Here is a 23,434-nt window from a genome sequence, read left to right on the forward strand (position 1 = left end):
GCTTGTTTAACGTTTTTAAGCATAAAAGCCGTATCTTTGTGGCTTAATTGGTTTGTATATATTTTAAGTATAAGTTGGCCGGAAAACAAATGTTTACTTTGCAAAACACCGATTCCTCTTTATTAACTACCGATACTGCAATGACTACTGTAATGTATCCGGTAATGGAGCTGTTTTATACATTACAGGGCGAAGGGTGTTTTACCGGCCATGCCGCTATTTTTATACGGCTGGCTGGTTGCAATGTTGGTTGCCATTGGTGCGATGTAAAAGAGTCGTGGGATGCCGATAAATATTTGGCTTATTCTATTCCGGATATTTTATTGCAGGTACAGCAATTCCCTGCCAAAATGGTTGTTATTACCGGCGGCGAACCTTTGCTCTATCACTTAAATCCTCTCTGCTTGGCATTACAAAATTTAGGCTACAAAACCCATCTTGAAACATCGGGCAGCCAGCGGCTAAGTGGCGAGTGGGATTGGATTTGCCTGTCGCCTAAAAAATTTAAACCGCCAACTGCCAGTGTTATAGCTCAGGCAAATGAACTTAAAGTGGTAATTTACAACAAACACGATTTTGACTGGGCCGAACTTTACGCTGAACAAGTAAATAAAAATTGCAACCTCTATTTACAACCCGAATGGAGTAAAGCTGCCGCTATAACCCCACAAATTGTTCAATATATACAACAAAACCCTAAGTGGACATTATCATTGCAAACACATAAATATATTAATATTCCATAGCAAACAAGTAAATTCATGGGCCCTTGTCTAAAAAAGGCTTAAAAATCATCAAAATTTGAAAACTTAGCAGACGAATTGAAAGAATAGGTTTGCCCATAATCGTTCAAAATTATTATTTATTATATTAATTATACTTTTTTTTAAACCATAAACAAACCATTATGGCCGAAGAGAATAAAGTTCTTAAGCCCTTATTTATTGCGCTCATTGTGCTGTTGTTAATTATTAACGCCTTTTTGTTTTACAATAACCGCCAAATGAAAGCGCAACACGAGCAAGCTGTTGCCACCTTAGCCGACGAAAAAGCCGGCCTACAAAGTGAAGTTGACAAGGCTTTAGCCGATATTGAACAACTACGCTTAGACAACTCGCAATTAGATTCGTCATTAGGCACCGCTCGTTCTGAAATTGAAGCCAAAGCCGCCGAAATTAAAAAATTACTGTCGAAAGGTAATGCTTCGCGCAGCGAATTAGCGAAAGCCCGCCAAATGATTGAAAGTTTACGCGGCGAGGTAGAAACTTTTAAACGCCAAATTGCCGAATTACAGTACGCTAACCAACAGCTTACTACCGAAAAAACGACACTTACCGAGCAAAACGTTAGCCTTAAAACTAACTTAGACAGCCAACTGACCCAAAACCAACAGTTGCAACAAAAAAATACCGATTTGACCTCCAAAACCGAAAACCTAACCCAAGCCAAAGAAAGCCTGACTAAAACAGTCAACAGAGGTAAAGTTTTATCGGCTGGTAATATTTCGGTATCGGGTGTAAAAGTAAAGCGCAGCGGCAAAGAAGTTGCAACCAGTCGCAACCAACGCGCCGAAAAAATGAAAGTTTGCTTTGATGTGCCTGAAAATGCTATTGCCGACCCTGGTCAAAAAACCATTTACCTGCGCATTGTAACTCCAAAAGGCGAGGTTATGTCTATTGAGTCAATGGGTTCGGGTACCATAAAACTCTCTGATACGGGCGAAACGGTACAGTACACCGCCAAAGCAGCCATTAACTATCAACGCTCCGTTGAAAATTATTGTATGTACTGGCAGCCCGACAACGATTTTGACGAAGGCACCTACGAGGTAGAGCTATACCAAGATGGTTACCGTATTGGAAGCAGTAAATATGTTATGAAATAACAAGTATTGATTGCCCTCATTAAAAAAAAACAAACAGCTTGCTGCAAAATTATATATGCAGTAAGCTGTTTTTTATTAGACTAAATTGCGCTTGTTGTTGCTATTGCTGAACTACTAAACATTTGTTTGTATCGGCAAGGGGTATAACAAAGGCATCAGGAAAAACTTTTTTAAACACATTGTTATAAAAATTATCAGTAGCAGTTATGTGTTCGGAGGTATCGGCAAGGCAATTGTAAAAAAGGTATCCGGATGCAGCTAACCACGGCTTTAGTTGATTCAAAAAAGTTTCGGTAAAAAAATGCGTTGGCGTGGTGGTATCGTTAAAAATATCTACCGCTATTAAATCAAAATAGTTATTTGGTACTTGGGCAATAAAATTAGCAGCATCGGCCTCAATAAAATTTATTTTGTTGGTTAGCCATTGTGGCAAATATTTTTGGGCTAAAGCAATTACTTTAGGGTCTATTTCAACAGCGGTATAATGGGCATTTTGGGCAAAATGCACCTCGAGCATATAAGGCACGGCACCCAAGCCCAAACCCAATACTAATACCTTGTTTAAGGGTGTATTTTGCATTAACAGTTTAGTAAACGGATGGTAAAAGGCATCGTACAAATCTTCGCACGAGTATATGGCATGGCTGCTACTTAAAAAAATACGCCCTCTGTACATAGAAACGGCTAAAGTTGAATTATATGCACTTGCCGTTTTTTCTATCGGAACAGCTACAATATAACTTAGCCAACGTTTTAAGGTCGTAAATAAATGGGTTTTCATGTTTTAGTAAAAAAACTACTGGTTTTCGCCCTTAGCAGTATTGGTTTTTGCCTCATACCTAACAGATAGCAACCAACAAAACCATCCGGCAATAAACAACAAACCTCCAATGGGAGTAACTGGGCCAATAAACGAGGTGAAATTAGCAATACCCAACACCTCGCGGCAGGCCAACAAGTACAACGACCCCGAAAAACAAAGAATTCCCGCAATAAAACACCTGTGGGCAAATTTAACCCATTTTTGGCTAAATGGATTGTTGGCGCTCCACAAACCCAAACCAATTAAGGCAAAGGCGTGGTAAAACTGATAATCAACCCCTTTTTGGTAAATAATAATATAGTCGGCACTAATTAGGTTTTTTAATCCATGTGCGCCAAATGCGCCTAAGCAAACGGCCAGCATGGCAAATAGGCAACCATAAAACAGCGATGCGTTTTTTATTTTAGTCATAATTATCAATTGTAGTACTTTAATTAAACGCAACCTGCTTATTTGTCTGTTGGAGGTGGCGTTTCGGTTGCAGGAGGCGGCGTTTCAGATGTGGAGGGTGGGGGAGGGGGTGGTGGTGTTTCTGTTGTAGAAGGTGGCGTTTGTGGGTTTTCATCCGGATTTGATACGGGTGTTGCCGGCGGCGGCATCATATTTTTCATCATTTCCATCATATCTTTTACGTTCATATTACCCATATTTTGAGCCTGCTCTTGTTGCTGTTGCTGTTTGCGGTCTTTTTCGGGGTCAAAAACCAATAAGTCGCGCACGGTGCTTTTAACTTCCGGAACATCGGCTTCGGTAATTGCCATTAACACTTCTTTTGTGAGTTCGGCAACATGTACTAAGCGATTAGCTTGCGCCTCTACAATTTCTTCGAACAAGGTGCGCACTACCCGCGCGTTGCCAAAGCTTCGGTTTCTGTTTTTGTACAATTCGTCAAATATAAAACCCAATTTTTCTTCGGCATCTTCGGTGAGTGTAAAGTCCGATTTGCGGCAGTTGAGCTTAAAAATATCGAGCATTTCGGCGCCGGTGTAGTGGGCAAATTTAAAATAGCGGTTAAACCTCGACTGTAATCCGGGATTTGATTTGATAAAATCCTCCATTTCATCCGGATAGCCTGCTACAATAATCACTAAACGCTCGCGGTTGTCTTCCATCCGTTTTAATAAAATTTCTATGGCTTCGTTGCCAAAATCGCGTTTATCGCTATCGCCGCCGCGCGCCAAGGCGTAAGCCTCGTCTATAAACAACACCCCATCTAAGGCCTGTTTTACAATTTCGTCCACTTTTAAGGCAGTTTGACCAATGTATCCGGCCACCAAACCTGCGCGGTCGGCTTCAACTAAATGACCACTTTTTAAAATACCAATTTGTTTAAATATGCGCCCCATAAGCCTTGCTACGGTGGTTTTGCCCGTTCCGGGAGGGCCCATAAATACCGAGTGTAGCGCCCTCGACAAGGTTGAGAGGCCTTCGGCTTCGCGGGCTTTTTGTATTTTTAAGAAGTTAATGAGCGTTTTAATATCTTCTTTAATGTTTTTTAAGCCAACCAATTCGTTGAGCTCGGCAATTACGTCGTCTAAGGTTTCGTCTTTTTTAGCTTCGGTGTGTTTTACGTTTGGAATTGCCTTTTTGGGCGCATTAATTTGTTCGAGCAGTTTTTGCAATATTTCGGTTTCTTTTTCGCTAACAACACCATCGGCTTTTACTACGATGGAGCCAAAACGGTATAAATGCGACCCTAACTGTGGGAATTGCGGGTGGTTAATTTTTGATAAAACTACGGGCAGTAGCAATTCATCCGGAAATTGGCTTTTAACGTTAAAAAACGACAAATTGCGCATTCTTTCAAAGTTTTCGTTAAAGCGTTCGTTTTGCAAAAGGTCGTTAATTCGGCTAAGTTTTATACTTTCTGCCATATCGCCATCGCCTACCAAGCGTTCAAACATATAAACTAATACAAATTGTTCGCGCCGCGATATTGAGGTTTCGTCTTTAATAACTATGTTAAAAATTTTAATAAAGTCTTGTGCTAATAATTCGCGGTCGCTGGGGTCGTTTACCACAATATCGGTATCATTGGTCATGGCGCGCACCATTTTTTTAAAATCTTCGTCGGCATCCAATAATTTACAAGCATCTATAATTTGGTCGCCTTCAACTTTAAGCAAGTTTAGCAGGGCCTCGTCTATTAAATCGCTGGCAAGGGCATCGGTAGGGCTACCCATGTGTTTTAGTGCTTCTTCGGTAATAATTTGTGGAGGCACTCCACTTACATCTATTTTTTCGTTGACGATGTTTACGTCCGGTGTATTTTTTCCGGAAGTATTTTTATTTGAATCATCACCCGATTGTTCAATTAGAATGGGCACATTATTTTCGGGGTCTTTGTTTTTATCTTTATCCGGATGATTGCCGTTGAACATCTCTTTAGTGCTATCTTTGCCGTAGCGTTCTAAATTTGTATCTTTATTGGGGTTGTACTGGGCTATGGCGGCAATGAGGCGAGCCAATTTAGTTTTAATCGCATCGGGCAGCTCAAGCGGAGGTCGTAAATTGCCTTGCTCGTCAAGTAATTGGCCAATTTTTTCGAGGGGCAAGTAGCCTTTAGAAAAATGAACATTACAATTAGTTATTAAAAAGCCCTTGTTGAGGCTGCCGCTAACATGGTGGTCAAGCAATAAAACCATATCTTCTTTGGCCAAATTTAACGACCCAAATTGCGTTGAAATGCGCAAAATAGCTAAAGGCGGCACCGCTTGGGTAACATAAAACTTATTTTCTTTCAATTCGGCTTCGGTAAAGGTTTTTTTAATTAGCCGCTCTAACTGGTCAACAGGTATTTTAGGCATAAAAAATTGCGTTCAAAATTTAGTACATGCAAAATAAGGCCCAAAATTACGCAAATTTTGCAAGTAGTAGGTGGTGGTAATTTTTATTTAGCAACATGGCTAACAGCGTTATGAGAACGGGTTAAACTAAGCAAAGCAAATAGAATATATAGCATGTAAGACAATATATCGCCAAGAAATTTATCCGGATATAATTAATATTCAACTCTTTTTGAGTTGGGTGTGGTTTCCCCTACTTAGAACAGCAGGGGTGGGTTTTTCCTAAAAATCATTCCAATTCTTAAATTCAGCTAACCCTAATTCAGAAAATACGCGGTAAAAAATCAACTGTAAAACAGGGTAATAAGTATAATACCAACCACATCGAGCAATAAACCTATGCGCAACATTAAGGGTAGCGGAATTTTGCCGGTGCCAAAAACAATAGTATTAGGGGCAGTTGCAACGGGCAACATAAAACCTAAGGAGGCAGCAAAAGTGGCTGGCAGCATAAGCAAAAGCGGGTCAATATTTAACGATTGCGACAAAGCGGCAAGTACGGGCAATAGTAATTGTATGGTAGCCACGTTCGAGGCAAACTCGCTCATTAGCGTAACTAAGGCACATATACCCAAAATCATTAAAAAGGGTGGCACCTGGCTTAATACCGTTAGTTGGCTGGCCAACCAAGTGCTAAGGCCGCTGACCTCAAAGCCTTTGGCTATGGCAAAGCCGCTGCCAAACAGTAAAATTATATCGTAGGGCAATTTTTGGGCTTCTTTCCATGTGCAAAGAGCGCGGGCAGGCTTACTTTTTGAGGGAATAAAAAACAAAGCAAAAGCCATTAAAATAGCCACCGTGCTGTCTTGTACATAGTTGGGTTGTGGCAGTAAATTAGCCCATCCGGATATTGTAAAATTGCCCAAAACCAAATCATCCCGAAAAAACCAAAGCAATGCCGCTATTGTTAAAACGCCCGCCAACATTTTTTCTTCGTAGCGCCACGCGCCTAACTGTGCGTATTGCTGTTTAAAATGACCAATATCAAAGGGCAATGCAGCTTGTTTGCGCAGGCAAAACCAATATAAAATGGCAAAAATAGATGCCAATAAACATATCGATAAAGGCAGGCCGGCAGTTAGCCATCCGGCAAAAGAAATACCCGGCTCGTTAGGGTAGTTTTTTTCGTAAAAGCCCGAAAAAATTAAATTAGTAGGTGTGCCTATTATGGTTGCCATGCCTCCAATGGTAGCGCTATAGGCCAAACCCAACATTAAAGCGGCATTAAATTTTGTAACCGCACGGGGGTCAGTTTGCTCGCTGTCGGTTTCAACGCGGTTTACTATGGCTAATACGGCTGCCAGCAGCATCATGGTGGTTGCCGTGTTCGAAATCCACATCGAAATAAACCAACTGCAAAGCATGGCACCCATTAAAACCGTTAAAGGATTGCGCCCTAATACCGACAAAATTTTTAGCGATAACCGTATATGCAGCCCCCAATGCTCAATACTAAAGGCCAAAATAAAACCGCCAACAAACATAAATATTATATGATCCATGTATTGAATGGCAGTGGTTTTTGCATCGAGCACCCCCAGCAAAGGCATCAACAAAAAGGGCACAAAGGCTGTAACGGCAATATGAGTGGCCTCGAGCATCCACCAGGTTGCCACCCAAACAATAATACCCGCCATTATTGAAACCTGCGGCTTGGCAGGGTCAAGGTCAATTACAAAAAAAAACAGGCAAGCCAGTAAGGGGCCAGCTATTAGTTTAAGTTGCTTTGAAGATAAAAATAAAGTTCGGCGCTTGCTTTTATGCTGTTTGGAAGACATTTTAATGGGGAGTGCGATAGTTTTTATTTAAGTGCACAATGATAGGCAAATTTGTTCTTAATTTTGGGCTTTGTTTTGTTTGGCCTTGAAAAAAAATCCGGATAATATTTTTAGGTTATCAGTAATTTAATAAGCAGTTTGCATGTTTATTCTTTTTCTTGCTATACCTGTTTCGAGGTAGTTTTGAAAAATGTTTAATAAATATATTATTTTTACAATTTGTGCTCTTTCCTTAGTTTTTACTTTACTTATGCTCATCCGGATAGTTAAAATGCAATTTACATCAAACGGAGCTAATCTTTTTGAACCAATCTTTTTGCAGGTAAAACCTCAAATTTTACAACAAGAAGGTTGCCTTAGCGTTGAACTTTGGCGCGACACGCTTGACCCTAACACGTATTTTACTTACAGCCTTTGGCAAAGCCCTCAAGATTTGGCTCAATACCGGGCATCGGCACTTTTTTTGCAAACATGGCGGCAGGTAAAACCTTTGTTTGCCGCTCCGGCGCAAGCCTGGTCGGTTGAAAAATTGGCGTAGTGTATTTATTTTATTTTTCTCTTGGCTGATTGATTGATTTATACTTTTACTTTTTTATTATGAACAAATTAAGTGCCGCTTTTTTCCGGAAAATGGCTTTTGCGTGGGCGTTTATCATCGTTATTATATCGTTATTGCCCGCCGAAAAACTGCCCCGGATGCCATTTACGCTTTTACACCCCGATAAAATTGGGCATTTGGTTTTTTATGGCATTTTAACTTATTTAGTGCATAAGGGCTTTAAACTGCATTACATGATTACCTTTATAGGTGTGGTTTTGTTTGGGTTACTAATGGAAATTTTTCAGGTTAGCTTTACCAACCGTTACTTTGAACTGGCCGATTTAATTGCCGATGCTGCTGGCGCAGCCTTAACTTTGCTTGTTTTAGGTTATAAATTTAGGGCACAAAAAAACTAATTCACAAGTTTGATGGAAAAACTATTATCTTTGCTTTTGTTTTCAAAGTATAATGCCCTTTTCCCTCCACTCAAATTACACGTACACACCTATGAAAGATGTGTTAAAAAACATGAACAAGGCTTTTGACAGCCGGGTTCGTATAGCTATAATGTCGTTATTATTGGCCAACGAATGGGTTGATTTTAACTCAATCAAAGAAACACTTGGAATTACCGATGGAAATTTGGCCAGCCATACCACCTCGTTAGAGCGAAAACGTTATATTGAAGTTACTAAAAAATTTGTAGGCAAACGCCCCAATACTTCGTATAAAGCTACCGAGCTGGGCAAAATTGCCTTTTTTAACTATGTCGCTTGCCTAAGGCAATTACTTCCGGCGCAATCTTTACCTCAAACCACCGATGCTAACAAATAACAATCTGAAAACTAATCTATACATCTACGCAATCACTTGCAAACTGAAACAAAAAACAAACCGGCGTTTTCAATTACCCGCTTCGCAAAAAGCCTACAAAATGCTTTTAACGGCCTATTTTGGGTGTTTACCCACGAGCGCAATATGCAATTACATGCCGTAGCTGCTTTATTAGCTGTTTTGTTTGGTATTTGGCTGCGGGTTTCGGGTATTGAGTGGGCAGTTTTGTGCCTAACTATTGGCAGTGTAATGGCCGCCGAGGCTTTTAATAGCGCTATTGAACAACTGACCGATATGGTAAGTCCTGATTTTAATCCCAAGGCCGGCTTAGTAAAAGACCTTGCAGCCGGAGCTGTAACTTTAGTAGCAATAAGTGCGGTAGCCGTAGCAATCGGTATTTTTGCGCCTAAAATATGGTCTAAATATTTGGTTTTGTATTTTAGTTAAACAATATTACTGTAATTTTTATTGTCTTATTTGTTAGGTTATGGGTGTAATGCGCAGGCAAGGCCTTAAAAGTATGTTAATGGCCTATATTGGTGTTGTTCTGGGCGCAATCAATGTATTAGCAGTATATCCGGCGTGTTTAACCCCCGAACTAATTGGTTTGTCGGGCGCGCTAACCGACTCGGCTATGTTGTTACTACCTACTGTGTTATTAGGCAGTACGTACATGGGCGTTAAGTTTTTTCCTAACTTTAATAATACAAATAAAAAGCACAACGGATTTTTAGGTTTACTACTGTTAATACCTCTGTTTGGTTTTGCGGTGTTTGCCTTGATTTTTCCGGCAATAAAGCCTTTGCTGCAAAGTTTATTTATAAAACAATCGCCGTTATTTAGTCAATATATAGTTTATTTATTGCCGCTGCTTTTTTTGTTTGCTTTGCAATGGGCCTTAGAAAGTTGGCTCAAATCGCTATTTTTAGTTGCCATACCCAGTTTACTGCGCGAAACTTTATGGCGATTATTAGTAATAGCTGCCTGTGTTTTGTACTTTTATGGTTTTGTTAACCAGCACGGATTTGTAATTGCCTATATTGGTTGCTATGCAATAGTTTGCCTTTGTTTTGTTTTATATGTAATAGGACTTAAAAAATTTTATTGGAGAATAAACTTTGCTCAGCTTAATAAACCTTTAGTCCGCCAAATGGCTACCTACTCGGGGTATATTATTTTAGCCGGATTGGGCGTAATTGGTATGCGCACCATTGATGCACTAATGATTACTTCGATGAGCGGTTTACATAGTGCTGGTGTTTACCGGATAGCCTTCTTTATTGGTACTATAATAGAAATACCTTATAGGGTGTTTACCCAAATTGCCTCGCCCTTAGTGGCAAGTTATTTAAGCAATAAAAATATTACAGCCTTAGACGAGGTATATAAAAAAGTATCTATTAACCAGTTTATAGTAGGTTTGTTGTTGCTACTGTTAATTGCCTTAAACTTAAATACATTGTTTAAACTAATGCCAAATGGGCAAATATATGCTGCCGGGTGGTATGTGGTTTTAATAATTGGTGCGGCAAAAGTTATTGACAGTTTAACCAGTGTAAACAACGAAATCATTGTTTACTCTGATTTTTACCGTATTAGTTTACTCATTATGCTTTCAACGGTAGCCGTTACTATTATTTCTAACTTAGTTTTAATACCGTTATGCGGCATAACCGGGGCCGCCATTGCCACCTTGGCAACTATTACATTGTTTAATTTTTTAAAATTGTGGTTTATATATTACAAATACAAAATACAGCCATTTAGCAAGCAAACAGTCAAAGTGTTGGGTGCAGCCTTAATAAGTGCAATACCCGCTTTTTTGATACCTCAATTAGGCCATTATTTACTCGACAGCACTTTAAAAACTATATTTTTAGTAGGAATTTATAGCACTTTAATTTGGAAATGGAATATTTCTCCAGATATTAATATGTTTCTAATTAGCTTAATGAGTAAAATAAAACAGCGTTAGCGTATTACTTTTAGCAGTACTTCGGTTGTTGCGTTTATAAAACACTTAGGCTAAAGAAAATTTTTTTTATCCGGAGGAGGTAAGTTGCATTTATGCCTTACCCACCTCCACCCACCAACAAAATTTTACCTATAAGGGCAGGGTTTTTTTCTTCCGGATGATTGGGCGTGAAATGGTAATAATACATGCCTTGGGCTAAATTATTGGTAAGCATTGTAACCCAATGGGATAGCGGCAACCGACCAAACCAACTGCCCTAAGGTATTGTACAAAGCCAACTGCCCAACTAACGCCTGGCTGTATTGCAACAGCTTTTTGTTTTTGCAACGCATAAGATTTAAAGTTTTTAAAATGAAAATTATATTAGTCAACGGCAAATTTAACGCATTTTTTATTTAGTTGCAAGAGATGGGGGCAAAAAAAGCGTCTTGAATTGTGATTCATGTGATTTGGGCGTAGAGATGGGTTATGGCTGGGAAACCAGGCTCAACTATAAGGATTTGAATATTAATTGCCTCCGGATAATTTTTTTCAAAGTGTATCGTCTGAATTAGAATTTTTTCGCTTCAATTATTAACAAGATTTTAACGTTTGCCCATAAACGAAAGTCTTACCTATATAATTTTTAAGCGCACAAGAAAAAATGCCCTAACACGTTGTTGCACAATGAAACAAGAAAGAATAAATTTATCCGAATAAATTTATCCGGATTTTAACCTATTGCCAAGATGTTTGAGGGCAAAAAATACCCATCCGGAAAAAATAAAAAAAAAAATTTTTCAACTTTTTTGGTACAAAGTAAAAAACACCTTATCTTCACTCAATTTTTCCAATCAAACCATTTTTTATTACCTAACTCCTTTAAATCAATCTTAACAAAATACAAAAAAAATTATCGCTTAAACTTATACACATGAAAAAACTCTTATTATTATTTGTTCTATGCGCTTTTTTATTGAGCGCAAACACCTATGCAGGTATTGTTGACGTTCGCTTTGCCGACCCACAATATAGCGGCAACTCGTACTGTGTTAAAGTACAAGTAAAAGCCCAAGACATTAGTTTTGAATTGGGTAGTGCCACCATTTTCTTCGATTATAATATGGATGCTATCGGAAAACCCAGCGTTAAATCGTTAAATTTTAACGATAAAAATAATTGTGGACCAGGCGGTACTACAAGCTACACCAACAGTTTTACTTTTTTAGAGCTTGATAAAGCAGGCGAAGGTAACTACGCTATTTTATTAAATGCACCAAATTCGGGCTGCCCGTCTGTTACCACTGCTTGGGTTGATGTTGCCGAATTTTGCTTCGAAGTGTTAAATCCAAATTTAGAAGTTGGCCTTAAAATTAACACCAAATACACTGCGTTTAACACTGTAGCAAACAATGGCCAAATGCACGATTTAGGCGAAGTTGGCGGCGTTGAAGGTACTGCTACCGAATCGCCCGTTTTGGTAAAATACAACGCCAATATTAGCGTTTACCCTAACTTTACCCAAAGCAAAGTTTATATTGACCTAAAAGCCCAAAACACTGCCAAAGCCGTTATTAATATTTACGACATGACAGGCCGCGTAGTTAGCTACCTCGAAAAAGATGCCGTTGTAGGCAAACAAAGTTACGAAATTGACCTTGCCGGCTTTACTAATGGCTACTACCTGATTGATATACACCAGGGCAATAACAAAGTTAGCCACAAAGTACTGTTAACACATTAGCAAACCCAATAATTAATTTAACAAACTAGTACAAAAGCGCATTGGTTGTAAATGTATAACCATTGCGCTTTTTTGTTCAATGAAACGCGCTATGATTCGCCTTAAAAAACATACCCGATTTTAGTTTTAACTCAACTAAAATCGGGTGTTTTTAACATTTGAGTATCTACATGTTTTGGAACGGCAATAACAAGGTTCCTTTTTTGTTAGTACTATACCTACCTGCTTTTAATTTGCGCTTCCCTTGTATTTTGTATTTTTTTAACCATTTCGGAGGGAGTGGAATATCGAAATTGAAGTTCAGAGCAAAACTGGTTTGGCAACTTTTGGTACTAGGAGGGTATTGTAGTATTATGCCTTCTTTAGTGATTTTTCCAAACAAAAAGTAATCACTAACTTGCGACAGATGCTCTTCAAATGAGTGTGCTTCAGCCTCGCCACCACTAGAATCATCACCACCGTCTGTGCCGCCACTAGCATCACCACCGCCATCACTGCCGCCACTACTGTCACCGCCGTCATCACCATCACCACCAGTATCCGGTTTTTTCTTAATTATACCACCCAAAAAATCGAGTATATCATCAATAATTTCGCCTAAAGGGCTTTTGCCCTTTTCAATGTCCACCTCATTATCGTCTCCAATAATTATGGTGGGGTTACAATCTTTGCCTTCGGGGCAATCAATATCAATTACAACCGGCGGTGGACAGGCTTTTACACTTAACGCACTTAAAAAAAGAGTAAGTGCGAAGAAAACAAGTAGAAATTGTTGTTTGAGTTTTAACATACAATAAGATGTTTAAGGAGTGAGAGATAAAAATATGATTATGAAGATTAACGATATGAAGGTTAACGAATTGTTATTTTAAATTAGGCAGATAGCTTGCATTATCTATTCGGGCAGATAGTTTGCTTTAACCCTAAACATTTTTCGCTTAAGACAAGCGTATATTTGTTAGCTTTACCAAATATTGATTGTAAATTTTTAAGAACTCATATATAAATATATAAAAAAATGCGAAAAGATTGCCTTTTAGTAAAACTTATATACAAAGCTAACTAAAATTGTTGTAAACTAAATACAAAATTATTTTTTTACTACTAGAATAAGCACTTAACACCACATCATATTCAGCTAATAAAAGTATATTTACTAATCTTTATGCCCACAACAGCAAAAACAACAACACAAACACAACCTGTAATTACCCCACCCCCTCCAGGTTTTATACGCATTGCCGGCGTTGACCCTGGCACAACTGCAATGGGTTACGCTATTATTGACGCGGCTAAAAACGAACACATATTGTTGAGCATGGGTGTCATTCAACTCCATAAATATCCGGATGCTTACGTAAAGCTCGAAAAAATATTTGAACGACTTCATGGCATTTTTGAATATTTCAACCCAAATGTATTAGCCATAGAAGCTCCTTTTTACGGTAGTAATGTGCAAAGTATGTTAAAATTAGGGCGCGCTCAAGGGGTGGCTATTACGGCAGCTATGCTCCACAAGATGCCGGTTTTTGAGTACGCGCCGCGCAAAATAAAACAAGCTATAACGGGCAACGGCAATGCCTCGAAAGAGCAGGTAGCAGCGTTATTGCTTAAAATGTTACAGCTAAATAAAGCCCCAAGTTTTTTAGATGCCACCGATGCTTTGGGGGTAGCTGTTTGCCACTCTTTTCAGGTGTTTTCGGCGTTAGGTGCAGGTAATACTGGTAATAGTTTGGGTGCGAACAAGCCAGCCCGCAAAAAAAAGCCTGCCAACTGGGATAGTTTTATTGCAGAAAATCCGCATCGGGTAAAAAAGTAGCCGTGTTGTGCGGTAGTTTGCTCCGTATGCCTTCAGTTAGCGATTGGTACTGCTGTGGCGTAAATTGCAAACGAGGCTTTGTAAAATCGAGATCGTGGATGGTTTGTAGCGGCACCAAATGCACATGAGCATGCGGCACCTCGAGGCCTACAACAGCAATGCCTATGCGCTGACAAGGAACGGCCAAACGCAGTGCAGTTGCAATTTTTTTTGAAAATAGCATTATTCCGGATAAATCAGCATTGTCTAAATCAAAAAAATAGTCGATTTCGTGCTTAGGTACCACCAAAGTATGCCCTTCTGCAATGGGATTAATATCTAAAAAGGCAAAATAACGGTCATTTTCGGCAATTTTATACGAGGGTATTTGCCCGGCGATAATACGCGAAAAAATAGTTGACATTTTTTATGAATTATTAAAAGTGAAAAAGCGGCAAGCCAAGTGCATGCGTTTTAAGCAAGTAGCGAAGAAATATTGCACCCGAATTTATGAAACGCTTACTTGCCGCCATTTAATTATTTGATTAACTAACCGCCACAAAATTACACTGTTTTTTTTAAATTTTAGATTAGTGGTTAGTGATTTGTGGTTAGTGAATAGTTCGTTAGATCCGGAACATTTGCCTTGGTTTTATCTAACAAATATATGATTTTGAAGAAAAAAATCGTAAATTTGCCCGCTTTTTTTATTTTAATTAAAATCATAATATCGTAACATGAAATTTGCCTTTGCTGCGCATTTCAAACCCTTTTTTACAAACTGTTTCACTGGTTTTTTATTCTTATTTGGTGTGGTATTACTTTTTTTGAGTAGGCAAAATACAGCCGCACAAAATCATACATGTGGCACCACCATGCCTCAGTATAGCATTGAAAAACTTAAAAATTACGCCCTAAACGCTAAACCGTTGGCCAAAGAGCAAACCGAAACTGTTTATTTGCCCATGATTTTTCATATTGTTGGCGATGACGACGGCAAGGGCTATTTTGCGGCACTTGAGGTTTTTAGGTTGCTGTGCGAAACAAACGAACAATGGCAGCAAACAAATATCCAATTTTATTTAGCCGACGATATTAAGTTTTGGAATAATACTGACTGGTACGACCACGACTATGACGATGGCGAAAAAATGATGAAAAATGCCAAAGTAAAGGGCACTATAAATATATTCATTGTTGAAAATCCTGCCGACAACTGCGGTTATTTTTCGGGATGGGGCGATGCGATTGCCGTTGCCAAATCGTGCTCGGATGACGGAAGCACTACCCTTGCCCACGAGTTGGGGCATTATTTTGGGCTTCCACACACTTTTTTAGGATGGGAAGGCGGCGAAATACCAAAAACATGGGAGCAAGAGTTGGTAGATGGCAGTAACTGCAGTATTACCGGAGATTATTTTTGCGATACCCCCGCCGACTATTTATGGGACCGCTGGCCTTGCCCGTACAAAGGCACTTTAAAAGACCCTAAAGGAAATATTATTCATCCGGATGAAACACTGTATATGTCGTATGCCTACGACGAATGTAGCGACCGGTTTAGTCCAGAGCAAATTGCGTATGTGCAAACCTATTTAGAGGAAGAACGCAAAAACCTAATTAAACCCGACGCACCCAAACCCGTTGAAGTAGACAAAACCGTACTCTATTATCCGGCAGATGGGGCTAAAAATATTAATCCGAATAAAGTATTGTTAGCATGGAAAAAATCGCTGGGTGCCGAATCTTATTTCATACAAATTCAACCCATGCTTCCCAATGCTACAAATACCTATAAATACGTTACCGATACCAGTGTTTGGCTAAAATTAGATGCCGGCGTTAAATATTTTTATGCAATTATGCCCTTTAGCAGTGCCAATGTTTGCGCTCCGCCAGTCAAAGGTTTTTTTACAACCGGCGCTACTACCGATTTATATGTTAAAAGCATTGGCATTGAACCACCACTATGCCATGATAGCCAAAATGGAAGCGTTACACATCTTGAAATTGCCGGAGGTGCCCCACCCTATACCTATATGTGGAGTAATGGCGCAACAGAAGCAAAAATTTCGGGACTAAAATTAGGCAAATATACCGTTACCGTTACCGATGCCAACCAAACAACATCTGTATTAACTGTTTGGGTGCCCGCCCCAACCGTCTTAACCGCCGTAATTCAACAAACCGCCGGCAACGAATTAACCGGCCAACCCCAAGGGGGCACGCCGCCGTTCAGTTATGCCTGGTCGAATGGCAGCACAGGGCAAAGTATTGCCAACCTAATCGAAGGCAATTACGACCTAACTATTACCGATGCAAATGGCTGTACCGCAACCGCACAAACTGTTTTACTAAATGTAAGCGCAAGTATTACCCAACCAGCTTGCTATGGCTATAACAACGGAAAACTTAACTTAACCATAGCAGGGGGCTTAAAACCTTATGAATTTGAGTGGAGCAACGGTGCTACCACCCAAAATTTATCCGGAGTTGAAGCCGGCAACTACACCGTTACCATTACCGATAACAATAATTTAAAAGTAATACTGCCTTACAATATTAGCCAGCCGTCAGAAATTGAAATACAAGTTGAAACCGCCGGAACTACTGCCTTTGCAACCGTAACCGGTGGAAATCCACCTTATTTATATCAATGGGCTAACGGCCAAACCGAGGTGCCAACCGCACTTAAATTGCCCTTAGGCGACCAAAAATTAGTTGTATTTGATGCCGATAATTGTAGCGGCTCGATATTATTTAACGTCAAACCTTTTACCGGAACTGATTTTAGCAATACAACCGCCCAGCAAAACTGGGTAGTTACCCCCACACTTATTGAGGCAAATACGCAAAACCTTACCGTTATATTAAGTAATAACAAAAACGGCAATAAGCATCAATTTGCAGCCTATTTACAAAGTGTTGCCGGATATAAGATGCCATTAATTGCGTCAAACATTTATCCGGATAATAATACGGCGCAAGAATTTCAAATTGCGCTGCCAAATAATTTAACTTCCGGATTGTATTTTTTACACCTTTCAAATGGCATCTTCGAGCAAACTACTAAATTAGTTGTTTTAAAATAGCAGCCACATGAAAACGGTACAATTAGTACGGTTTGGCCCCGCTGACCGCGCTTTTTCAATTGTTAACCAGCCCGACCCCAGCCCGCAGCCAAACGAGGTGTTGATAGCTGTTGAAGGCTTTGGCCTAAATTTTGCCGATGTATTAGCCCGGCAAGGCTTATACAACGATTGCCCGCCCCTGCCCACTGTGTTGGGTTACGAAGCAGTAGGCCGCATTGAAGCCTTGGGCGAAAAAGTTCAAGGGTTTAATATTGGGCAACGTGTGTTGGCCTTTACCCGCTTTAATGGGTACGCTTCAAAATTAATAGCTCAACCTCATGCCATACTACCTATTGGCGATGACTTGCCTTTGGCTACGGCTACTGCTTTAGCTACCCAATACAGCACTGCTTGGTATGCCAGTCAAATGGCAACCACTTTACAACCCAACGACCATGTTTTGGTACAATCGGCGGCGGGCGGCGTAGGAACCGCCTTGGTGCAGTTGGCAAAACACAAGGGCTGTGTGATTTACGGCACAGCATCGGGGGGTAAATTACCTTATTTAGAAAAAATAGGAGTAAACTACCCAATAGATTACCAAAAAAACAATTTTGCAACTGAAATTAAACGCTTAGCACCAAACGGAAAGATAGATATTATTTTTGATGCCTTAGGCGGAGCCTCGGTGCGAAAGGGAATGGGCTTGCTACAGGCCGGAGGGCGAATGGTAAGTTACGGGGTAGCTAATTTTTCCGGAAAAAATAAATTAAACATGGTAAAACACGTAGCCCAGTTTGGCTTTTTTCATCCGGTACAATTTTTATCGGCCTCCATATCTTTTATAGGTGTTAATATGTTGCGCATTGCCGACCAACGCCCCGACTTACTGCAAACCTGCCTGCAACAAACAATGGCTGCCTACCAACAAGGAATTGTAAACCCGCAATCGGGGGGTGTTTACCCAATACAAGAATTAGCCCAAGCGCACACAGCCCTCGAAAAACGCCAAACTACGGGCAAATTAGCTATTAGTTGGTGATACTACCCGCCTGTTTGCAACAAAAATAATTTTTCAAAAAAAACGAGCGGCATTTGGTGGTAAATAAAAAATACTGTACCTTTGCGCTGCTTTTAACAGGAATGCCTCCTTAGCTCAGTTGGTTAGAGCGTCGGACTGTTAATCCGCAGGTCCTAGGTTCAAGTCCTAGAGGGGGCGCAACAATATGTGGTTTTCAGCTGGTGGTGTAAAAACTGCCAGCTTTTTTTTATGTCTTTTACAAAGTAAAAAGTATTATTTTAGCTTAGAAAATACATCAGCGTTAATACAACACTAAATGAATCAACAAACAAGTTAATATCAGCCAGGTGCTTGGCGCAATGCTATTTTAACAGACGTCATGTGCTTTCGTTACACAAGAGGGCTACACTACAGTTTGATAGCTGCAAACAGCAAGTATAGCTTCGGAAATTTCATCTGAAGTTTCATCTGTTTTCTTCAGTTAGCAAACAATTTTACTAATGGCAGAAATTATTAATTGCCATGACAATAATTTAAGCCAATATTCTTACCCTTAATAAAATCAAATAAACATGTTCAATTTTATAAAAAAACTATTGGGTTTTGGCTCTTCAGCCAATTTGCGACAATTAATAGCCGATGGCGCTTTTTTAGTAGATGTGCGAACGCCCGGCGAGTTTGCCCAAGGTCATGTACAAGGCTCGGTAAATATTCCGCTTAATACAGTTGGCGCACAACTAAACAAATTTCAAAACAAAAAACACATCATTGTATTTTGCCAAAGTGGTATGCGAAGCAGTCAAGCAAAAAGTATATTAACACAAAACGGCATCGTTAATGTAACCAACGGCGGTGGCTGGCAAAGCGTCAATCAAATAGTACAGCAAAACAGCAATAAATAAATAATTAAGTAGGTAAAATAGCAAAAATTGCCCCACTCCAAATGTCAAAAATAGAACAAAACGAAGCTAACCAGCCTTCTCTTGACCAAACTTTTTGGAATGAGCGTTGGCAAACCCAACAAACCGGATGGGATATTGGCCATGCCGCACCAGCTATTTGTAATTATATAGCACAATACCCCAATAAACAAGCAGCTATTTTAATTCCAGGATGTGGCAATGCCCACGAAGCCCATTTTTTAATACAACAGGGTTTTACCAATATTACTTTATTAGATATTGCTCCGCTTGCAGTTGAACAGGTAAAAGAAAAATTCGCGCCATTTCCGGAAGTTAAGGTTGTTTGTGCAAATTTTTTTGAACACCAGCCCCATACTAATTACGACCTAATTTTAGAACAAACCTTTTTTTGTGCTTTGCATCCGGATTTAAGGCCGAATTACGTGCAAAAAATGGCCTCGCTATTAAAGCCCGAGGGCAAATTAGTTGGTTTGTTGTTTGCTGTTCAGTTCGAAAAACGTGGCCCACCCTTTGGCGGTACAATTACAGACTACCTGTCAATTTTTGCACCCTATTTTGACTTCAAAACTTTAGCGCCTTGCTACAACAGTATTGCTCCCCGTGCTAATACCGAGTTGTTTATGATTGCCTATAAAAGATAATATTATAAACCTTACTAACTACCCTGCCTGAAAATACTGTAATATGATTAAGTGAGTAGGCGAAATAGCTGCTGTAATTCAAGAGGTGGCTGATAGTACGACTTAAAAATATCCGGATGAAGAAGTAAAAATAGTTCAATTTGGGATCCGGATAAAAAAAAAGCAAATTTTGGCAAAGTTTGCGTATATTTGCGCCCTCATTATAATTGCATTAAAAAAATTACATCTAACTTAGCAACTATACACTAATTATGCAGGCAAAAGGATTAATTAAGTTTTTCTTTGCTGCCATTTTATTGGTATGCCTTTATTATTTATCGTTTACTTGGTTTACTAATATTGTTGAAGGCAGGGCAAAAGAATACGCCGAAGAAAAAATTGCCAACAAAACATTTGCTAACGAGTTTGCCAAAGAAGACGAAATTCGCAAAGAATCAAAACGCTATTTGGACTCGGTGGCCAACAAAAAAGTTATCAACTTAGGTATTGCCAACTACACCTATAACGAAGTGCAAGAGCGCCAACTTAGTTTGGGCTTAGACTTGCAAGGCGGTATGAGCGTGGTATTGGAAGTACGCCTCGAAGACCTTATTACCTCGTTGGCTAATAATAGCAAAGACCCAACTTTTGCCAAAGCCATCGCTCGCGCCAAAGAGCTTGAAAAAGGGCAGGAGGCCGATTTTGTTACCCTATTTGGCGCCGCATGGAAAGAAGTAGCACCAGACGTGCCAATGGCAAACATATTTAACAACGCTAAACTGCGCGACAAAAATATTAGTGCCAACTCAACTAACGACCAAATTTTGGCTGTTATCAGAGATGAGGGCAATGCTGCCGTTGACCGCACTTTTCAAATTATGCGTACCCGCGTTGACCAATTTGGAGTATCGTCGGCTAATATTAATTTACAAAAATCGACTGGCCGTATATACATTGAATTGCCTGGCGTAGATGACCGCGAACGGGTTCGTAAACTATTACAAGCAAGTGCTAAATTAGAGTTTTGGGAAGTTTACGAAAATAGTAACGAAATAGCTAAAATGATACAGGCAGCAAATAAAGCTTTGGCTGCCAAGTATAAAATCAAAACTGAAGATAATGCCTCGGCACAACAAGATACAATAAAAACACCTGATGCCAATAACACCGAAACCGCTAATGCAGGTGCCGATACCACAAAAGCTAAAAAAGAAGGAGAAGTAGATTTATTGGCTGACAAAGACACTAGCAAAACCAATGCCGACTCGTTAGACATTGAAAAATTTAAACGCGAAAATCCACTTTTAGGCATTTTTAGCCCGATACAACAGGCCGGTGCGCCGATGATTGGGTACGTAAGCGCCCTTGATATTGACACTTTGAGAGCCTATTTTAATATGCCGGAAGTTAAACAAGCTTTCCCCGCTAATATAAAATTAGTAATATCGGCAAAACCCTCTGAAGCCTCAAAGGATGCTGCTATACATGAGGTATATGCTGTGCAAAGCCGGTTTGGTGCAGAGCAACGCGCTGCAATGGAAGGAGATGTTGTTACAGATGCGCGCCAAGACGTAAACCAAAAACAACAAACCGTTGTAACAATGGCTATGAACAGCGAAGGTGCAAAAATGTGGCGCAAAATTACCGGAGAAAATATAGGTCAAAGTGTAGCTGTAGTATTAGACGATTTAGTCTATTCAGCCCCAACTGTACAAAACGAAATTGCAGGCGGTAACACCGAAATATCCGGAAATTTTACCGTGCGTGAGGCGCAAGACTTGGCCAGCATACTAAAAGCAGGTAAATTGCCCGCTCCAGCTAAAATTATTCAAGAAGAGGTAATAGGCCCATCACTTGGCGAAAAATCTATTACCGCCGGTATTTTGTCGTTGGTGTTAGGTTTTGCTGCTATCTTATTGTTTATGGTTTTATACTACCGTACTGGTGGTTTAATTGCCAACCTTGCCCTACTAATAAATTTGTTTATAATTATTGGCGTCTTAGCCTCGTTGGGTTCAAGTTTAACGCTGCCAGGTATGGCCGGTATTATATTAACTATGGGTATTGCCGTAGATGCCAATATTCTTATATTTGAGCGCATACGTGAAGAACTTGCCAGAGGCTTAAGTTTGGCTCAAGCTGTTGCACATGGCTACTCTAAGTCCTACTCGGCAATTATTGACGCAAATATTACAACCCTTATAACCGCTACTATATTGGTTTATTTTGGTTTAGGCCCAATTAGAGGTTTTGCTACAGTGTTAATTATCGGTTTGTTCTCCTCGTTATTTACTGCCATTTTTATTACCCGCCTAATGATTGAGTGGTTAATGAAAAAAGGCGTAAAAATTAGCTATGCCAGTAGCTGGAGTTTGGGCATGTTTAAAAATATTAAATACGATTTTATTGGCATTCGTCGCATACCTTTTGCCTTGTCCTTTGTGGCTGTTATTATCGGCTTAGTTTCGTTCTTTACCAAAGGCTTCGAAATGGGTGTTGACCTTAAAGGTGGTCGCACTTATGTCGTTAAATTTGATCAAACAGCAAACGCCTCAGATATACGCGATGCAATTGCCGCTAAACTTGGATCGACCCCTATTGTGCAAACATTTGGCAGCAGTAATCAAGTGAAAATAACTACCAGCCACCTTATTGATAATAACGACCCCGAAGTTGATAAAAAAGTAATTTCCGATATCCATGAAGTATTAGTAAAATTTGGCGCTAAACCCGATTTTAATGCCTTCTCAAAAGAAAATCTTCAAAGTTCACAAAAAGTAGGGGCTAATATTGCCGATGACATCAAACGCGGTGCAGTTTGGGCTACCATGTTGGCACTGTTGTCTATATTTGCTTACATTACTATGCGATTCCCTAACTGGCGATATGGACTGGGGGCTGTTTTGGCTACTTCCCACGATGGCGTAGTTATATTGGCGCTGTTCTCAATATTTGCTGGAATTTTACCTTTCTCGCTCGAAATTGACCAAACATTTATTGCCGCCTTCTTAACCATTATTGGTTATTCGGTGAATGATACCGTAGTAATTTTTGACCGGGTAAGGGAATATATACGGAATAACCCTAAGCGCGACCTTAAAGAAACTATGAACGATGCCATTGCCAGTACATTAAGCCGTACTATAAACGTATCTCTATCCATGTTGTTAGTGGTGTTGTGTTTGTTTATATTTGGCGGAGACGTTATACGCGGATTTGCCTTTGCCATGATTGTAGGTATTATTGTTGGTACTTACTCGTCTATTTTTATTGCCTCATCTGTTGTTTACGAGTTTGCAAAAGGCAGGTTTAACCCCGAAGGCTTGGCTGCTAAAAACACCGAGGCAAAAGAAATTGCTACTACTTGATTAAACTAACAAAGGCGTAGCATTAACAAACAAGTAATAGTCTTGTATTTATTGCTTGCACAAAAATAAAAAAGCCCTTGAAAATATTTTTTCAGGGGCTTTTTATCTTAATTTGTGCCAGTAGGTGGATATACTTTTTTAACAAAAACAATCCGGAAAATAAATCATTAATGCTTGGTTGTTTGATTGCGAAATCAAAAAAAGCAAATAGCAGTCACGTAATCACTT

Annotated in this window: 20 protein-coding genes and 1 tRNA gene; 15 read left to right on the plus strand and 6 right to left on the minus strand. The window is 39.7% G+C overall.

The window, feature by feature from the left end:
• The first annotated feature begins 164 nt into the window (after nt 1–164).
• Together IPI59_08300 and IPI59_08305 are read left to right on the plus strand one after the other, a co-directional pair.
• Complete coding sequence (locus tag IPI59_08300) at nt 165–746, plus strand: radical SAM protein (protein MBK7527536.1); 582 nt, start codon at nt 165–167, stop codon at nt 744–746.
• A gap of 161 nt (nt 747–907) precedes the next feature.
• A complete protein-coding gene (locus tag IPI59_08305) occupies nt 908–1,885 on the plus strand; it encodes a hypothetical protein (protein ID MBK7527537.1) in 978 nt (325 codons plus the stop codon).
• Between the two features lie 100 nt (nt 1,886–1,985).
• On the opposite strand, the gene IPI59_08310 is transcribed toward IPI59_08305, so the two are convergent.
• The 4 genes from IPI59_08310 to IPI59_08325 form a co-directional block, all read right to left on the minus strand.
• The gene (locus tag IPI59_08310) at nt 1,986–2,666 is read right to left on the minus strand and encodes a fused MFS/spermidine synthase (GenBank protein ID MBK7527538.1); all 681 of its coding nucleotides are present in this window, start codon (nt 2,664–2,666) and stop codon (nt 1,986–1,988) included.
• A gap of 15 nt (nt 2,667–2,681) precedes the next feature.
• Entirely contained in the window at nt 2,682–3,119 is a 438-nt protein-coding gene (locus IPI59_08315) for a DUF423 domain-containing protein (GenBank protein ID MBK7527539.1), read from the minus strand.
• Between the two features lie 38 nt (nt 3,120–3,157).
• Nucleotides 3,158–4,612: an AAA family ATPase gene (locus IPI59_08320; protein MBK7527540.1), complete on the minus strand. Its 1,455-nt coding sequence runs from the start codon at nt 4,610–4,612 to the stop codon at nt 3,158–3,160.
• A gap of 1,226 nt (nt 4,613–5,838) precedes the next feature.
• On the minus strand, nt 5,839–7,332 hold the full coding sequence (locus IPI59_08325) for an SLC13/DASS family transporter (protein ID MBK7527541.1): 1,494 nt from the start codon (nt 7,330–7,332) through the stop codon (nt 5,839–5,841).
• Nucleotides 7,333–7,582: 250 nt separating this feature from the next.
• On the opposite strand from IPI59_08325, the gene IPI59_08330 reads away from it, so the two are divergent.
• The 6 genes from IPI59_08330 to IPI59_08355 all read left to right on the plus strand — a co-directional run bounded on the left by IPI59_08330 (nt 7,583) and on the right by IPI59_08355 (nt 12,405).
• The gene (locus IPI59_08330) at nt 7,583–7,870 is read left to right on the plus strand and encodes an antibiotic biosynthesis monooxygenase (GenBank protein ID MBK7527542.1); all 288 of its coding nucleotides are present in this window, start codon (nt 7,583–7,585) and stop codon (nt 7,868–7,870) included.
• Nucleotides 7,871–7,929: 59 nt separating this feature from the next.
• Nucleotides 7,930–8,289, plus strand: coding sequence for a VanZ family protein (vanZ, locus tag IPI59_08335; protein ID MBK7527543.1), 360 nt, complete (start codon nt 7,930–7,932; stop codon nt 8,287–8,289).
• 91 nt (nt 8,290–8,380) lie between these two features.
• Complete coding sequence (locus IPI59_08340) at nt 8,381–8,707, plus strand: transcriptional regulator (GenBank protein ID MBK7527544.1); 327 nt, start codon at nt 8,381–8,383, stop codon at nt 8,705–8,707.
• 144 nt (nt 8,708–8,851) lie between these two features.
• Entirely contained in the window at nt 8,852–9,154 is a 303-nt protein-coding gene (locus IPI59_08345) for a diacylglycerol kinase family protein (protein ID MBK7527545.1), read from the plus strand.
• A 40-nt stretch (nt 9,155–9,194) separates the two neighbouring features.
• The gene (locus IPI59_08350) at nt 9,195–10,682 is read left to right on the plus strand and encodes a polysaccharide biosynthesis C-terminal domain-containing protein (GenBank protein MBK7527546.1); all 1,488 of its coding nucleotides are present in this window, start codon (nt 9,195–9,197) and stop codon (nt 10,680–10,682) included.
• Between the two features lie 913 nt (nt 10,683–11,595).
• Nucleotides 11,596–12,405 (plus strand): T9SS type A sorting domain-containing protein, encoded by an 810-nt coding sequence (locus tag IPI59_08355; protein ID MBK7527547.1) that lies wholly within the window; start codon nt 11,596–11,598, stop codon nt 12,403–12,405.
• A 166-nt stretch (nt 12,406–12,571) separates the two neighbouring features.
• On the opposite strand, the gene IPI59_08360 is transcribed toward IPI59_08355, so the two are convergent.
• Entirely contained in the window at nt 12,572–13,195 is a 624-nt protein-coding gene (locus IPI59_08360; GenBank protein MBK7527548.1) for a hypothetical protein, read from the minus strand.
• A 375-nt stretch (nt 13,196–13,570) separates the two neighbouring features.
• Here IPI59_08360 and ruvC point away from each other — a divergent pair, with 375 nt between their 5' ends.
• Nucleotides 13,571–14,224, plus strand: a complete 654-nt coding sequence (gene ruvC / locus IPI59_08365; protein MBK7527549.1) for a crossover junction endodeoxyribonuclease RuvC — start codon at nt 13,571–13,573, stop codon at nt 14,222–14,224.
• Here ruvC and IPI59_08370 read toward each other — a convergent pair.
• Complete coding sequence (locus tag IPI59_08370) at nt 14,190–14,627, minus strand: HIT family protein (GenBank protein MBK7527550.1); 438 nt, start codon at nt 14,625–14,627, stop codon at nt 14,190–14,192. The genes ruvC and IPI59_08370 overlap by 35 nt on opposite strands.
• 388 nt (nt 14,628–15,015) lie before the next feature.
• Here IPI59_08370 and IPI59_08375 point away from each other — a divergent pair, with 388 nt between their 5' ends.
• From IPI59_08375 to secDF, 6 genes are all read left to right on the plus strand, one after another.
• Entirely contained in the window at nt 15,016–17,295 is a 2,280-nt protein-coding gene (locus IPI59_08375) for a hypothetical protein (protein MBK7527551.1), read from the plus strand.
• A gap of 7 nt (nt 17,296–17,302) precedes the next feature.
• A complete protein-coding gene (locus IPI59_08380; GenBank protein ID MBK7527552.1) occupies nt 17,303–18,316 on the plus strand; it encodes a zinc-binding dehydrogenase in 1,014 nt (337 codons plus the stop codon).
• A gap of 103 nt (nt 18,317–18,419) precedes the next feature.
• Nucleotides 18,420–18,493, plus strand: a tRNA-Asn gene (locus tag IPI59_08385).
• 374 nt (nt 18,494–18,867) lie between these two features.
• Complete coding sequence (locus tag IPI59_08390) at nt 18,868–19,197, plus strand: rhodanese-like domain-containing protein (protein MBK7527553.1); 330 nt, start codon at nt 18,868–18,870, stop codon at nt 19,195–19,197.
• A 41-nt stretch (nt 19,198–19,238) separates the two neighbouring features.
• A complete protein-coding gene (locus IPI59_08395; protein MBK7527554.1) occupies nt 19,239–19,859 on the plus strand; it encodes a methyltransferase domain-containing protein in 621 nt (206 codons plus the stop codon).
• Nucleotides 19,860–20,110: 251 nt separating this feature from the next.
• Nucleotides 20,111–23,206 (plus strand): protein translocase subunit SecDF, encoded by a 3,096-nt coding sequence (gene secDF / locus IPI59_08400; GenBank protein MBK7527555.1) that lies wholly within the window; start codon nt 20,111–20,113, stop codon nt 23,204–23,206.
• Nucleotides 23,207–23,434 lie beyond the last annotated feature (228 nt).

This window comes from Sphingobacteriales bacterium, from assembly GCA_016706405.1.
In the GTDB taxonomy this organism is placed as follows: domain Bacteria; phylum Bacteroidota; class Bacteroidia; order Chitinophagales; family UBA2359; genus BJ6.

Bases quoted from the DNA above. Each gene is read 5' to 3' on its own strand.
- IPI59_08300 (MBK7527536.1), top strand. From the start codon at position 165: ATGGAGCTGTTTTATACATTACAGGGCGAAGGGTGTTTTACCGGCCAT.
- IPI59_08305 (MBK7527537.1), top strand. From the start codon at position 908: ATGGCCGAAGAGAATAAAGTTCTTAAGCCCTTATTTATTGCGCTCATT.
- IPI59_08310 (MBK7527538.1), bottom strand. From the start codon at position 2,666: ATGAAAACCCATTTATTTACGACCTTAAAACGTTGGCTAAGTTATATT.
- IPI59_08315 (MBK7527539.1), bottom strand. From the start codon at position 3,119: ATGACTAAAATAAAAAACGCATCGCTGTTTTATGGTTGCCTATTTGCC.
- IPI59_08320 (MBK7527540.1), bottom strand. From the start codon at position 4,612: ATGTTTGAACGCTTGGTAGGCGATGGCGATATGGCAGAAAGTATAAAA.
- IPI59_08325 (MBK7527541.1), bottom strand. From the start codon at position 7,332: ATGTCTTCCAAACAGCATAAAAGCAAGCGCCGAACTTTATTTTTATCT.
- IPI59_08330 (MBK7527542.1), top strand. From the start codon at position 7,583: ATGCTCATCCGGATAGTTAAAATGCAATTTACATCAAACGGAGCTAAT.
- vanZ (MBK7527543.1), top strand. From the start codon at position 7,930: ATGAACAAATTAAGTGCCGCTTTTTTCCGGAAAATGGCTTTTGCGTGG.
- IPI59_08340 (MBK7527544.1), top strand. From the start codon at position 8,381: ATGAAAGATGTGTTAAAAAACATGAACAAGGCTTTTGACAGCCGGGTT.
- IPI59_08345 (MBK7527545.1), top strand. From the start codon at position 8,852: ATGCAATTACATGCCGTAGCTGCTTTATTAGCTGTTTTGTTTGGTATT.
- IPI59_08350 (MBK7527546.1), top strand. From the start codon at position 9,195: ATGGGTGTAATGCGCAGGCAAGGCCTTAAAAGTATGTTAATGGCCTAT.
- IPI59_08355 (MBK7527547.1), top strand. From the start codon at position 11,596: ATGAAAAAACTCTTATTATTATTTGTTCTATGCGCTTTTTTATTGAGC.
- IPI59_08360 (MBK7527548.1), bottom strand. From the start codon at position 13,195: ATGTTAAAACTCAAACAACAATTTCTACTTGTTTTCTTCGCACTTACT.
- ruvC (MBK7527549.1), top strand. From the start codon at position 13,571: ATGCCCACAACAGCAAAAACAACAACACAAACACAACCTGTAATTACC.
- IPI59_08370 (MBK7527550.1), bottom strand. From the start codon at position 14,627: ATGTCAACTATTTTTTCGCGTATTATCGCCGGGCAAATACCCTCGTAT.
- IPI59_08380 (MBK7527552.1), top strand. From the start codon at position 17,303: ATGAAAACGGTACAATTAGTACGGTTTGGCCCCGCTGACCGCGCTTTT.
- IPI59_08390 (MBK7527553.1), top strand. From the start codon at position 18,868: ATGTTCAATTTTATAAAAAAACTATTGGGTTTTGGCTCTTCAGCCAAT.
- IPI59_08395 (MBK7527554.1), top strand. From the start codon at position 19,239: ATGTCAAAAATAGAACAAAACGAAGCTAACCAGCCTTCTCTTGACCAA.
- secDF (MBK7527555.1), top strand. From the start codon at position 20,111: ATGCAGGCAAAAGGATTAATTAAGTTTTTCTTTGCTGCCATTTTATTG.